Genomic DNA, 13,695 nt, shown 5'->3' on the forward strand with positions numbered 1-13,695 from the left:
TGAGATAATGCCCCCATCGTCTAGCGGCCCAGGACATTGGCCTTTCACGCCAAAGGCACCAGTTCGAATCTGGTTGGGGGCGCCATCATATTAAGAAGGGTGTTTAGCTCAGCGGGAGAGCGTCTGCCTTACAAGCAGAAGGTCGCAGGTTCAAATCCTGCAGCGCCCACCATGTTTATGGATGGGCAGGTAGCTCAGTCGGTAGAGCAACGGACTGAAAATCCGTGTGTCGGCAGTTCGATTCTGCCCCTGCCCACCATAATATTTTTTTAGTAGCATGTTACATATATTGAAAAGGCAGCCGTTTTGGTTGCCTTTTTTTGTTTGGTACTGGAGATTATGACTTATATCTCATCTCTGCATATTTTGATTTGAAACCAAGCTTTTCGTACAATTTTCTTGCCGGGTTATCGTACTCCACATGCAAAGATATATCCCCGTTACATCGACTAATTGTTTCTTTTAAAAGGTTACTACCAATCCCCTTACCTCTACAATCTTTATCAACAGCTATGTAGACAAGGACATGCTCAGGGATATATCCTTCCATACCCGTGTCGTTAACAACAACAGAACCCGTGATGCGCTCGGCATTATAGAGTACCAAAACAAACCCACCTTTTCCTTTATCTTTAGAAAAGGCGTAATCGATGGAATTAATAATATCTTCTAGAGGATCACCATACCTTCCCAAATTCTCTATTAAGAACTCTGCTATTTCTAATTTGGTGAACTCAAAATCGTCATCTAATAGATCTTCCTTTGAGTCCAGTTCTTTCAATGATAAGTTGAATGAATCGAAATTAAAAGTCTTTTGCATTTTGTATCCACCTCCAAAATACATTATACCACAGTTAAGCTTATATACAAAATGTGGATGAATAGGACTTTACTTTATACGACTAATAGATGTGGGGTTATCCAAAGGTAAGTTCAAAAAAATTCAGGAGGCTTAAAAGCCTCCTGAATTTTTAATTTTCTGGATCGTCTACTGGAGTTGTTGCTCCTGCAGTTGCTCCTGGGTTTTGATTTTGATAAATATATTGACCTACCTTCATAATCTCTTGTTGTAATTCGTCTTTAACTATCTTAATTTTACCGACGTTATCTTCCTCTAAAGCTTGCTTTAATTCTTTTGTTTTTTCTTCAATGTTGATTTTTAAATTATCGGGTATTTTATCTCCATTTTCACGTAATAATTTTTCTGTTTGATAGATTAAATCATCTGCTTGGTTTCTCAACTCAACCTTTTCTTTTACCTTTTTGTCTTGTTCCTCATACTCTCTTGCTTCTTTCATCATCCTATCTATTTGGTCTTTGTCGAGCTTGTGTCTTCCAGTTACAACCATAGATTGCTGCCTTTGAGTTCCTAGATCCTTTGCGGATACACTTACTATTCCATTAGAATCAATGTCAAAAGTAACTTCTATTTGAGGAACTCCTCTTGGTGCAGGGGGAATACCTGTTAATGTAAAACTCCCTAAGAAAAAATTATCTCGTGCCAAAGGTCTTTCTCCCTGGTAAACTCTTACTTCAACTTCCGTTTGTCCATCAACAGAGGTCGTAAAAACTTTAGATTTTTTCACAGGGATTTTGTTGTTTCTTGGTATAATAACTTCCATTAAACCTCCTTTAACTTCAACACCTAAGGATAAAGGAGTAACATCTACTAAAACTAAATCTCTTTCTGTTTCTCCTACCATTATAGAAGCTTGAACACTTGCTCCAACTGCTACTGCTTCGTCTGGGTTAACATTCTTAGAAGGATCTTTTCCAAAATAATCTTTAACCAATTTTTGAACTGCTGGTATCCTCGTTGAACCACCTACAAGTAAAACGTCGCTTATGTCTTGTGGGGAAAGTTTAGCATCCCGCATTGCGTTCTCAATGGGCACTCTTGTTGATTCTATTAAGTCTCCAATGAGTTCTTCTAATTTAGTTCGTGTTAGTTTCTTTTCTAAGTGAACAGGTTGACCATCCACAACCGTAATGAAAGGTAAATTTATATCCGTTTCCAATTTACTTGATAATTCTATCTTAGCAGATTCAGCTGCTTCTTTCAATCTTTGAAGTGCTTGCTTATCTTTTCTTAAATCAACCTTATACTCTTTCATAAATTCATCAGCTAACCAGTCGATTATTCTTTGATCAAAATCGTCTCCACCTAGATGATTGTTCCCCGAAGTAGCGATAACCTCTATGATATCTTCTCCTATATCTAAAATGGAAACATCAAATGTTCCACCACCAAGATCATATACAACTATTTTTCTCTCTTCTTTTGATCGATCGAGACCAAAAGCTATTGAAGCCGCTGTTGGTTCGTTTATTATTCTTAGAACCTCTAATCCTGCAATTTCCCCTGCTTCTTTGGTAGCTTGCCTTTGAGCATCGTTGAAATAAGCAGGAACAGTAATAACGGCCTTTTTGATCTTTCCTCCTAAATATTCTTCTGCATCTTTAACCAGCTTTTTAAGTATGAACGCACTAATCTGTTGAGGTGTATACACCTTATCATCGATTCTTACTGTGTAGTCACTTCCCATGTACCTTTTTATGGAGCGAACAGTTCTATCGGAATTTAAAATAACTTGCCTTTTAGCTGGTTCACCTACTAATATCTGACCATCTTTAGTAAAAGAAACAATAGAAGGTGTGGTCCTTTTACCTTCCGCATTGGGTATTACTTCAGGGTTACCATCGGGTTTTACCCAAGCGATAGCTGAATAAGTGGTACCTAAGTCTATACCTACAACATATTCTTTTGTACTCATGAAAATACCCCCTCACTAAAACTTTTTTATTTCTAAATGTGTATTTGTTATTTGACTCTAGTACTATTATAATTCAAACAATCGTTTTTTTCAAGTGATTTATTAAGTTAAGAGAATACATATAATATCTATGATAAAGTGCTTATAAGCTAGCTAAATTTAAACGCAATCAAAAATTATATCACTCTTAATCTAAGAGTGAAAATAATATTTTGGTTTTCGATCTTGGAAGAGATCGTTGTATTCATTAATACGTTTATTTTGAGATTTCCTTTCATCTATTTCTGCTGTTTGAATAAAATCACCTTGCTCTGGTAATCTAAAAAGCACCTCTCCATCAGGTGAAGTCACTTGACTTTTACCCGTGAAAGAATACTCTATTTCACCGTTGATCTGGGTTCCCCAAATATTTGATGTGGCAATATAAATCTTGTTTTCTAAAGATCTAATTTTATTGGCTTCTTGACAATATGGTAAGACTAAATTGGCTGGATGCAAAATTAAATCTGCACCTAATAAAGCCAATGTTCTAAAGGATTCCGGAAAGTACCAATCAAAACAGATGGCAACTCCAACATTTATTCCGTTAATATTATCCACCCAAAAACCCGTGTCCCCCGGGGTAAAAAACAGTTTCTCTCTGAAAAACAAGTGAGTCTTTCTATATATTTTATATGTCCCATCACTTTTGATCAAAATTGATGAATTATAATACTTACCTTCATACTTCTCGTTAAAACCATATACTACACTTACACCAGTATCTTTAGAAAATTCCTTAAAAGTTTTAAAGGCGTATCCGATCCCATCTAAAGGCGACTCGTAAGTTTCTTCTACTTCTTTTTTAGAGGAAAAAGCATAACCGGTAAAAGCTAATTCTGGAAAGACTATAAAATTGCTATCGACTCCTTCGATAATCTTCATTACCTTATTTACATTTTTCTCGATCTCAAATAGTTCTGGTTTGAATTGAACTACGCTAACTTTAAACATTTTTCAACCTCCTCTTCACTCACCCATTTACTCTACTCCAATGCACATTATATAATAAAAAGAAGAAAACTTTTGCCAACTATTTAAAATTATTGTATAATGTTAATTGTCGATTCTAAAAAACCAATTAGACAAAAGAGGGGTTTAAAAATTCTTTATAAATTTAGATATTCAAAAATTCTCTACCTGCTACCTCTAATTTTTGTTTTATTTTTATTCATATTGGGTAATTATGTGTACAGTCTTTATCCGAAAGGTATTATTGCTTATATATTTCTTGGAATAATAGTTACACTTTTATTTTATTCCATTAGAAAATTCATGCGATATCCTATTATTTATGATCAAAATAACAAAACCTTTTACGTTATCACCTCCGTATTTTCAGAAAAATATGAACATTTCAGTAAATCCTCCATAAAAGAAACGGTTATAACTTCCAGAAAAATAATAATAATTTTAAAAGATAAAACAATTATTTTGCCTAAGTATATAAAAGAACGAGATAAACTCATTTCTATTTTAAAAGGGGATAAACTTGAAGGGTAGAGAAACGGCAGCATATATAAATATTGATAAATACTTAGAAAATTTAAATTATATACAAAATCAAACAAAAGCGCATATCATACCAGTTTTAAAAGCAAACGCTTATGGACATGGTATGTTGCCTTTGGCAATGCAAGTATTTAAAGAAGGTTATAGTATGTTGGCTGTTGCTTATTTGGAAGAAGCTTTAGAAATCTTAAACCGGGGGATACACCTCCCAATTTTAATCTTTAATTACTTTAGCCCAGATGATTTTAAAGAATTATTGGAATTCGCTCATTTTTTAAGGCCAACAATTACTTCTTCTACATTTTTAGAAAAAGTATGTGATATACTAGGAAAAGATGTTGATAAATTTAAGTTCCATATCAACGTGGATACTGGAATCAACAGAATTGGCATAAAAGAGGAAAAATTACCTCAATTAATAAAGTTGATCAAAGATAGAAACATTCAAATAGAAGGCGTTTATTCTCATTTTGCCAATGCAGATGAAAAAGATGATTTTACCAGAGTTCAATTTGAAAAATATAAGGGGTTATTGGATTATATAATTGGTTCAGGCATAGATGTTGAAAAAAAACATATTTCTAATAGTGCTGCTGCCCTTTTTTTCCCAGAATTCGCTTTAGATTATGTGAGGCCAGGCATTGCCACTTATGGCTTACAACCATCTACAACTTATAAAATAGATCAATTAAAACCTATTTTGGAACTAAAAAGCATTGTCGCGAACATTCAAAACCTTCAACCGAATGATACTATCGGTTATGGACGAACTTACGAAGTGCAAAAAAGGATGAAAACCGCTATTGTTCCTATAGGGTATGCAGATGGTTATTTTAGAGCCCTTTCCAACAAAGGAGAAGTTTTAATTAACGGAAAGCGATCTAAAATATTAGGAAGGGTATCTATGGATCAAATAGTTGTGGACGTTACTGATAATAATGTATCACTAGGTGATGAAGTTGTAATCATTGGGAGGCAAAAATACGATCAAATAACCGCAGAAGAAGTAGCTGAAAACGCTTCTACTATAAACTATGAAGTAACCTCAAGAATAGCTCAAAGGGTTCGGCGGATTTACATTAAGGGAGGAAAATATTTTGAATGAAGAATATTCTTTGGGAGATATAATAAAAGATAATCCGTTTCAACCAAAGGCAGCTGTAGAAAATATTACTTTAATATCTGATTTAAAACCCACTGAAGACGCAGAAGTAGAAGGTAAAGTTGTGAGCAAAAAGCTTCAAAAAACAAAAAATGACAAAACGTTTTTATTGTTTACAATTGCCGATAAAAGTCAGTCCATTAGAGCTATCGATTGGTATAACGCAGAAGCAAACAATAACAAGATTCAAATTGGAGACGTTATAAAAGTAAAGGGGAAAATAGTTTACTTTGAAAATAGGCTTCAAATCAATATTAGTAACGAGACCAATTCAGTGCAAAAGATCAACATAACGAATATCAACCCCGAAAAGTACTTGCTATTTTCTAATAATGATCTATCAAAGTTAACAACTAAACTCGAACAATACATACAAGCCGTTGAAAATGAAGGTATCAGATCTTTATTGAAACAGATCTTTTTGGTTAATTCAAAATTAAGAGAATCCTTTCTTTTTTCTCCAGCTGCAGTGGAAGTACATCATGCCTATCCTGGAGGTTTATTGGAACATACTGTAATGGTTACTGAACTATCTTTAAGATTGTATGATCTTTATAACGAAGATAATGAGATATGGATCAATAAAGATATTATAATAGCTGGATCACTGTTGCACGATATAGGGAAAATAGAAGAATACGTTATAAAACCCAGTGGAATAGAAAAAACTGAACTAGGTGAATTAATTGGACACATACATCTGGGAACAAAAATAGTGTACGAAGAGTCAAAAAAAATAAATCCAAAAATAAAAGAATCAGATCTTAACCATATAATACACATCATCCTCTCCCATCATGGAGAACTAGAATATGGAAGTCCTGTAGTCCCAAAAACCATCGAATCATTCATAATTGGTTTAAGTGATAATGTCGACTCCAAAATCGCTCAAGTTAAAGACAATATTAGAAATACCTTACAAATAAACAAAGATCAAAGTTGGAGTGAATACGATAAAAGGCTGGCACGTAAGATAAAAATAGAAAAATACTAGCGGGAGGTAATTCAATTAATGCCCAAAAAAAGCACTAAATCCAACGGCAATAGTGGGGAAAGTAAATACGTAGTAATAGTAGAATCCCCGTCAAAAGCAAAAACAATAGAAAGATATTTAGGAAAGGAATACAAAGTAATAGCTTCAAAAGGTCATATCCGCGACTTACCTAAAAAAGAGTTTGGAGTTGATATCGAACACGACTTTGAACCTATCTTTCAAGTGATTCCCGGTAAAGAAAAGGTTATACAAGAAATCAAGAAAGAAACAAAAGGGAGAAAAGTATTACTAGCATCGGATATGGACAGAGAGGGAGAAGCTATAGCATGGCATCTTTCTCAGATTTTAGATCTTGATCCAAAAGAGAAAAATCGAATTATATTCTCAGAAATAACAAAAAATGCAATAAAAAATTCAATAAGTAATCCTCAAAGTTTAGACTTAAAAAAAGTGGATGCTCAAATAGCTAGGAGAATCTTGGACCGATTGGTAGGATATAAAATTTCACCTTTGGTTTGGAAAGTATTAAAAGATTACAAAACAAGCGCGGGAAGGGTTCAATCTGCAGCATTGAAATTGATAGTGGATAAAGAAAGAAAAATTTTTATCTTCAAACCAAAAAAATACTTCAATATCTATCTTGAGTACAAAGGTCAAAATATACCTTTAACAAAAGAAGACGGTAAAAAAATTAAACCCGAAAGCATAACAAAAATAAAGAAAGACCAGATCTTCGAATATTTGAAAGACAAGGATTTTAAACTGGTGAACGTAGAAGAAAAAGAAACAATAAGAAAACCCCCATTACCATTCATTACAAGTACGCTACAACAAGCAGCGGTTTCGACTTTTAACTGGGCTTCATCTAAAGTAATGAAAATCGCTCAAGAGTTGTATGAAGGTGTGGAAACCTCTGAAGGAAGTATTGCGTTTATTACTTATATGAGAACTGATTCTACAAGAGTTTCAAATGAAGCTCAACAGGCAGCTATTAACTATTTGGAAAAAAATTATGGAAAAGATTACGTTGGACATTACTTATCAAAAAACAAAAAATCCAATGTTCAAGATGCTCACGAGGCTATAAGGCCTACAGACATCAACATGGATGTTAACAATGCAAAAAGGTTAATTTCTTCAGACCATTTGAAGTTGTATACCCTTATTTGGAATAGATTCATGGCCTCTCAATCAGCTCCATCAAGATATTTAGAAAAAACATACACTATTGAAGACAACACCAACAAATACGCATTTGAAATAACGTCCAAAAAATGTATCTTTGATGGATTTGAAAAATTCTGGAACCCTAACAATAAAGAAGTGGAATTTGAAATAGGTAAAAATGATAAGATCACATACGACCAATTAAAATCCGAAGAAAAAGAGACTAATCCTCCAAATAGATATACGGAGGCAACATTGATAAAAGAATTAGAATCTAAAGGTATTGGAAGGCCATCAACATACGCAACCATAATATCCACACTTTTGCAGCGTAAATACGTATCCAAAATAGCAAAAAGTACCTTGAGGCCTACAACAACTGGTTTTGTAGTAACTGACTTTTTGGAAGCATATTTCCCAGAAATAGTCGACGTAAAATTCACCGCGAACATGGAAGAAGACCTTGATAAGATAGAAGACGGAAAAAACAAAAGTAAAGTCGTTCTAGAGCAGTTTTACAAAGAGTTTGAGAAGTTCCTTTCGACTGCATCTAACAACATCAAAAATAAAAAAGAAATTTTACACTACGAAAGTGATGTACCTTGTGAAGAATGTGGGAAAAATATGAAATTAAATTTTGGAAGATACGGTCTATATTTATCCTGTGAAGAATGCAAGGAAACTCAGAAAATCCCGGCGGAATCATTTGGAGTAACAATTAAGGAGAAATTATACATAAAAGAATATCTACAAGAAACTTTAAAAATAGACAAAGAAGAGAATAAAATAGATGAAAAATGCCCTATTTGCGGTGGAGATCTCATATTGAAACATGGGAAATTCGGAGAATTTATTGCATGCAGTAATTACCCAGAATGTAAATACACTCGGAATGTGAAAGCGCGAGGGAAATGTCCCAACTGTGAAGGTGACATCGTAAAATTAAAAAGCAAAAAAGGAAAAACTTATTTCAAATGTGATTCTTGCGGAACCATGTATTGGAACGAACCTTCAGAGTATAGTTGCCCAAACTGTGGTGAAACATTATTCTACAAAACCTCAAAAGGAAAGGAAAAGTTATACTGTGAAAAAGACAAAACATACTTTGAAATTGAAGAAATCAAACAACTAACAAAATAAACAGACAAAGTAAAAAAGGAGAAAAAACGATGTACATCCCAATCATTACAGGTGGGAAATCTAAAGAGAGAGAAATTGCCTTAACAAGCGCAAAAAATGTTTTTAATTCTATAAATAATTTAGGTTATAAACCAGTAATCTTAGATTTAATAGATGATGATTTTATAAATAAAATTCAAAATTATAAATTCGCCTTCAACGTGGTACATGGAGATTACGGAGAAGACGGAAGATTACCTTCCTTATTAGAAATCTTAGGAATAGACTACACATGTTCAAACCCTGAAACATGTGTAGCTACATATGATAAATTTATTTTTTATAATCTATTTAAAAATTATATACAAATGCCTCAGACAACCCTAACCAACAAATTTATATTACCGCCCTTTGAATACCCTTTCATCATCAAACCTAGAAAAAGTGGATCGAGTAAAGGAGTATACATCATTCACAACGAAAATGAATACAAATTCTATTTAGAAAAAGATTTGAAAGAATTTCAGGAAGTTCTGGTTCAAGAATATATAAAAGGCCGGGAAATAACGATATCTTATATTCAGAAAAATGAAGAGTTCATATTACTACCAATTCTTGAAATTATTCCAAAAAAAGAATTCTATGATTATGAAGCAAAATATACTAACGGGTTAACGGAACTCAAGCCACAGCTTAATTCACCCGAAAAAATCATACAAAAAATAAATGAAATAGGGAATCACGTTATGCAAACACTCACTTTTAAAGACATGTTTCGGATCGACGCCATCTTAAAAGACGATGAAGTTTACGTTTTGGAAATAAATACTGTGCCTGGTTTAACAGAATTAAGTGATCTTCCTACATCCGCACTAGCTGCTGGAATTAGCTTTGATGAGTTAATAAATATAATAATTAAAAACCATGTTGCGCGGGTTGCAGGGTGAAAGAGTAAAAAGCTCTTTTCCTTATGGGTGGGGAGCGGGGAGAAGGGGCGCTATAAAAAACACAAAAATGTGACTGCAAGGAGGAAAAATAATTTATGGATTTTCATGGGACAACAATATTAGGAGTAAAAAGAAACGGAAAAACTGTAATATGTGGTGATGGACAGGTAACAATGGGAGAAACAATCTTTAAAGGTAACGCCAAAAAAGTGCGAAGATTAGGCGAAGGAAAAGTAATATCAGGTTTCGCTGGATCCGTAGCCGATGCCTTGGCTTTGTATGAAAGATTTGAAGGAAAGTATAAGTCTTCACATGGCAATCTTATGAAAGCAGCTGTGGAACTGACCAAAGAATGGCGTATGGACAAAGCACTTAGAAGACTTGAAGCATTATTATTAGTCGCCGACAAAGAAAATATCTTTCTAATTTCAGGCAATGGCGAAGTAATGGAACCACAAGAAGATGCAATCGCAATTGGTTCCGGTGGACCTTATGCTTATGCTGCAGCAATGGCTCTATTGAGAAACACAGACTTAGATGCTGAAGAAATCGCTCAAAAAGCAATAAAAATTGCCGGTGAAATTTGTATTTATACGAACGATAATATCACCATGGAGATTATAGAATGAGTGAACAAATTTTAGCTATTCCCACAAAAAAAATGGACGAAAAAATATCTTCGAACAATGACAATTTTTTTAAAATAAAATTCAGCGATTTTGTGGAAATATTAGAAAGTGGTAATTTCTATGAAAGAAATGCACTCGAAAACGATTATAATTACAAACAAATCATACCTTATGTAGTGTTCAGAAACTTCCAAGACGAGATTTTAGTTTTAAAAAGGACACAAAATCAAGGAGAAAAAAGACTTCACAACAAAATATCGATAGGGATAGGGGGTCACATAAACAAAGGAGATAAGGGTATTACTATGGAACAAACTTTTTTCAACGGGATGGATAGAGAAATTAACGAAGAATTATGGATTACCAATTCATATAAATATGTTTACAAAGGAATAATCAATGATAACGATGAAGATGTATCCAAGGTTCATTTAGGTGTTCTTTTCGTCGGATTCATCGATTCTGCTAAGATTAAAGAAGAAGATAACTTTGAGAGCACTTGGATGAAAAAAGAAGAAATCGTAAATTTAAAAGATGTGAATTTTGAAGGTTGGACAAAAATTGCTTTAAATAACTTGTAAGTTCCCTTCCTTAAATGGGTGCAGCTAACTACCCGTAAGGGACAGTGGGTTTCAGCTGAAGCGAATATAAAGGAGGTCTAAATTTATTTTATGAACAACATTTACGGAGAAAATTCAGGTAAAGGTTTTATAAAGGAAGTTCCTTTATCTACCTTTGCAAAAGCAGTAGAAAGTGCTATTTATAAAGCACCGCTTAGAGAAAACAACAAAGTTTGGTTAAGCGACTTATGGCTCATCACTTCTTTACCGGAAGATTTGATCAAAGAAACTATATCCAAATATATAGAAGAAATCGATATACCCGAAGACGTTGAAGAGATATACGACGATGAAAAAAATAAAGTTCTTTGGAAAAAATAAGTAAAAGGAGCGTTGTAATACTAATTAAAACTGGAGGGAAAATGTGAAAGTAGATTTTCATACTCATTCTACAGGATCAGACGGAAGTAACACTCCTAATGAATTATTGAATCTGGCTTTAGAAAAAAATATAGAATATCTATCTATCACCGATCACGATACCCTTGATGGAGTAAAATCTTTAGAAAATTTTAAAGATTTAAAAAAATTAAAATTTGTTCCTGGAGTAGAGATAAGTGCAGAATTCCCAACCACTCTACACCTATTAGGATACGGTTTTGATAGCAATAACGAAAGACTAAATAAGGTTTTAGAAGAGCTTCAAGAGTTTAGAAAAAAAAGAAACGTTTTAATGATCAAAAACATGCAAAAACTTGGTTTTCAAATTACCCTTGAAGAACTAAAAAAAGAAGCAGGTGGAGAATTGATTGGTAGGCCCCATTTTGCTTCTTTAATGGTGAAGAAAAATTATGTAAGCAACAAACAAGAGGCTTTCGATAAGTATTTAAAGAAAGGAGCTCCTCTTTACTTAGATAAAAAAAGGTTAGAACCAAAAGATGCAATATTGTTAATTAAGGAAGCGGGTGGTGTAGTTGTTTTGGCACATCCTTATCAAACAAAACTCGATGAACAAAATCTAGATAATCTGATCAGAGAGTTAGTAGATTATGGGTTAGATGGCATAGAAGCTTATTACTCCTTGCACACCAAAGAAATGATCGAAAGGTATAAAGCACTTGCCAAAAAGTATGATTTGTTTATAACCGCTGGTTCGGATTATCATGGAACAAACAAAGCAGGGATAGAAATGGGGATTAACATCAGCAAAGAAGAATTAGAAGCATTTTTAAATATTTTAAGGATGCTTTAAGATTCTTTGCATATAATAGATTTAGAAAACAATAACCCCCAATAAAATCCCCAACTTATCCCGCTTTATGCGGGGTTTTTTTATAAAAGAAATATATTTAATGGAGGTTTTTATGAAGAAAAAAAATCTGTTAATTCCGTTGTATGGTATTTTCATGGGTATTTCTGATTCTATCCCGGGAGTTTCAGGCGCTACGATAGCTTTGATACTAGGCATTTATGAGAGTTTCATATCTGCATGGTCTTTTGTTTTTTCTAATTTATTCAATTTCAAAACTTTAACGAAAAGTCGGGAACTTAGATTTTTGATATTGTTGTACATAGGTGTTTTTCTTGGAATGTTCTCAACCTTGGGACTTATAGACTTTTTAATAACTAACTACCAAACAAGTGTCTTTTCATTCTTTTCAGGTTTAATTATCGGGAGTATCTTTTTTTTAGGCTCAGATATATTTAAAAATTCTGATTTCAAAAATACGCAAAAATCTAAATACGTTTCTTTTTTTATTTCAACGGCTATTGGTTTTTTAGTTGCCTTCTATATTTCAGGGGCACAGTTTTTATTAGAACAACACGATTTTTTAATAATCTTTTCTTCTGGATTTTTGGCTATCTCTGCTATGATCCTACCGGGCATTTCCGGTGCATACGTTCTATTACTTTTGAATCAATATTCATTCATTGTAAAAGCAGTTAATGATTTTAATTTCCCTGTACTGATAACCTTTGTTTTGGGTGTTGTACTGGGATTGGCTTCTATGAGCAGACTATTGAAATGGGTGTTGGATAATTTTTACCTCACGACAATGTTTTTTTTGATGGGACTAATGGTTGGAGGATTGAGGGCTCCCATTTCAAGAATAGATAACTTTGTTAGTTTTTTAATATTTGGTTTAATTGGAGCCATAGTAATTGTAATTATCGAGAGGTTCGGTAGAAACAATAAATAATTTCACTGTTTCCTTTTTCTCTTTTTTGGTATTCCAAAAGTTTGATCAATTTCAACCTCTTTCCCCAACTCTCTATGAACAAGGGAAAGAGATTCCAACTTTATTTGATACTTTAACTTTTTATCAGACAAATAACTGGTAATCTGTCCAATGTTCTCTTTATTAATATCTTCTACCGCTAAAGTTATATGTGGAAACCAATTATCAGGAGAGTAATATTCATTAAGCTTTGAGTCATTTACATTGACCAAATTCCAAAGGTATTCGTGAAAGTTCAAAATTTCTTTTGTCGGTTTTACAGGGATGTACAAGGTTAATTTTTTGCCGGTAAATAAGGCTACACCTTCCGTTTTTATGGTTAATGAATCCAATTCTTTGGTTGCCTTTTTGAGTAACTTATTTAAATCGTTAACTTTATAATTCTCAGCAACACTCCAAGTTATATGGGGAAAAGGTACGTTGTTTTTTACCCAATTAACGCCAAAATTCTTTTCTAATTCATTCCAAAGTTTTGTTATTTTATTGTAAAAAGGTTGAGGTAGAATAGTCAAAAGAGCTTGCACGATTATCACCTTTTTTAGTGGGAGGTTT

The 13,695-nt window shown here is 33.4% G+C and carries 14 protein-coding genes and 3 tRNA genes; 13 read left to right on the forward strand and 4 right to left on the reverse strand.

Features of this window, described 5'->3' with window-relative positions; genetic code table 11:
- The first annotated feature begins 9 nt into the window (after positions 1-9).
- The 3 genes from NAAC61_RS05930 (at position 10) to NAAC61_RS05940 (ending at position 259) form a co-directional block, all read left to right on the forward strand.
- Positions 10-85 (forward strand) — tRNA-Glu (locus NAAC61_RS05930).
- 12 nt (positions 86-97) lie between these two features.
- Positions 98-172: transfer RNA gene (locus tag NAAC61_RS05935), tRNA-Val, on the forward strand.
- 11 nt (positions 173-183) lie between these two features.
- Positions 184-259 (forward strand) — tRNA-Phe (locus tag NAAC61_RS05940).
- 78 nt (positions 260-337) lie between these two features.
- Here the strand turns inward: NAAC61_RS05940 and NAAC61_RS05945 are convergent.
- The 3 genes from NAAC61_RS05945 to NAAC61_RS05955 all read right to left on the reverse strand — a co-directional run bounded on the left by NAAC61_RS05945 (position 338) and on the right by NAAC61_RS05955 (position 3,767).
- The gene (locus NAAC61_RS05945) at positions 338-820 is read right to left on the reverse strand and encodes a GNAT family N-acetyltransferase (protein ID WP_103064707.1); all 483 of its coding nucleotides are present in this window, start codon (positions 818-820) and stop codon (positions 338-340) included.
- Between the two features lie 151 nt (positions 821-971).
- Positions 972-2,774: a molecular chaperone DnaK gene (gene dnaK, locus NAAC61_RS05950; protein ID WP_012209440.1), complete on the reverse strand. Its 1,803-nt coding sequence runs from the start codon at positions 2,772-2,774 to the stop codon at positions 972-974.
- A gap of 192 nt (positions 2,775-2,966) precedes the next feature.
- Entirely contained in the window at positions 2,967-3,767 is an 801-nt protein-coding gene (locus NAAC61_RS05955; RefSeq protein WP_012209439.1) for a nitrilase-related carbon-nitrogen hydrolase, read from the reverse strand.
- Positions 3,768-4,001: 234 nt separating this feature from the next.
- Between NAAC61_RS05955 and NAAC61_RS05960 the strand changes: the two genes are divergently transcribed.
- The 10 genes from NAAC61_RS05960 (at position 4,002) to NAAC61_RS06005 (ending at position 13,104) form a co-directional block, all read left to right on the forward strand.
- A complete protein-coding gene (locus tag NAAC61_RS05960; protein ID WP_123821421.1) occupies positions 4,002-4,316 on the forward strand; it encodes a hypothetical protein in 315 nt (104 codons plus the stop codon).
- Positions 4,306-5,430, forward strand: coding sequence for an alanine racemase (gene alr / locus NAAC61_RS05965; protein WP_012209437.1), 1,125 nt, complete (start codon positions 4,306-4,308; stop codon positions 5,428-5,430). Before NAAC61_RS05960 ends, alr begins: the two co-directional genes overlap by 11 nt.
- Positions 5,423-6,481: a 3'-5' exoribonuclease YhaM family protein gene (locus tag NAAC61_RS05970; protein WP_202695493.1), complete on the forward strand. Its 1,059-nt coding sequence runs from the start codon at positions 5,423-5,425 to the stop codon at positions 6,479-6,481. Before alr ends, NAAC61_RS05970 begins: the two co-directional genes overlap by 8 nt.
- A gap of 18 nt (positions 6,482-6,499) precedes the next feature.
- Positions 6,500-8,788: a type I DNA topoisomerase gene (gene topA, locus NAAC61_RS05975; protein WP_202695494.1), complete on the forward strand. Its 2,289-nt coding sequence runs from the start codon at positions 6,500-6,502 to the stop codon at positions 8,786-8,788.
- A 29-nt stretch (positions 8,789-8,817) separates the two neighbouring features.
- The gene (locus tag NAAC61_RS05980) at positions 8,818-9,714 is read left to right on the forward strand and encodes a D-alanine--D-alanine ligase family protein (protein ID WP_202695495.1); all 897 of its coding nucleotides are present in this window, start codon (positions 8,818-8,820) and stop codon (positions 9,712-9,714) included.
- Between the two features lie 95 nt (positions 9,715-9,809).
- On the forward strand, positions 9,810-10,343 hold the full coding sequence (hslV, locus tag NAAC61_RS05985; RefSeq protein ID WP_012209433.1) for an ATP-dependent protease subunit HslV: 534 nt from the start codon (positions 9,810-9,812) through the stop codon (positions 10,341-10,343).
- Entirely contained in the window at positions 10,340-10,924 is a 585-nt protein-coding gene (locus NAAC61_RS05990) for an NUDIX domain-containing protein (RefSeq protein WP_202695496.1), read from the forward strand. Before hslV ends, NAAC61_RS05990 begins: the two co-directional genes overlap by 4 nt.
- 90 nt (positions 10,925-11,014) lie before the next feature.
- Positions 11,015-11,284 (forward strand): hypothetical protein, encoded by a 270-nt coding sequence (locus NAAC61_RS05995; protein ID WP_012209431.1) that lies wholly within the window; start codon positions 11,015-11,017, stop codon positions 11,282-11,284.
- A 43-nt stretch (positions 11,285-11,327) separates the two neighbouring features.
- The gene (locus NAAC61_RS06000) at positions 11,328-12,155 is read left to right on the forward strand and encodes a PHP domain-containing protein (RefSeq protein WP_202695497.1); all 828 of its coding nucleotides are present in this window, start codon (positions 11,328-11,330) and stop codon (positions 12,153-12,155) included.
- A 112-nt stretch (positions 12,156-12,267) separates the two neighbouring features.
- Positions 12,268-13,104 (forward strand): DUF368 domain-containing protein, encoded by an 837-nt coding sequence (locus NAAC61_RS06005; RefSeq protein ID WP_158584809.1) that lies wholly within the window; start codon positions 12,268-12,270, stop codon positions 13,102-13,104.
- Positions 13,105-13,106: 2 nt separating this feature from the next.
- Here the strand turns inward: NAAC61_RS06005 and NAAC61_RS06010 are convergent, their stop codons facing one another.
- Positions 13,107-13,667, reverse strand: a complete 561-nt coding sequence (locus tag NAAC61_RS06010) for a 2'-5' RNA ligase family protein (RefSeq protein WP_012209428.1) — start codon at positions 13,665-13,667, stop codon at positions 13,107-13,109.
- Between the last annotated feature and the right edge of the window lie 28 nt (positions 13,668-13,695).

Origin of the sequence: Petrotoga sp. 8T1HF07.NaAc.6.1, from assembly GCF_016772115.1 — a bacterium.
GTDB lineage: Bacteria > Thermotogota > Thermotogae > Petrotogales > Petrotogaceae > Petrotoga > Petrotoga mobilis.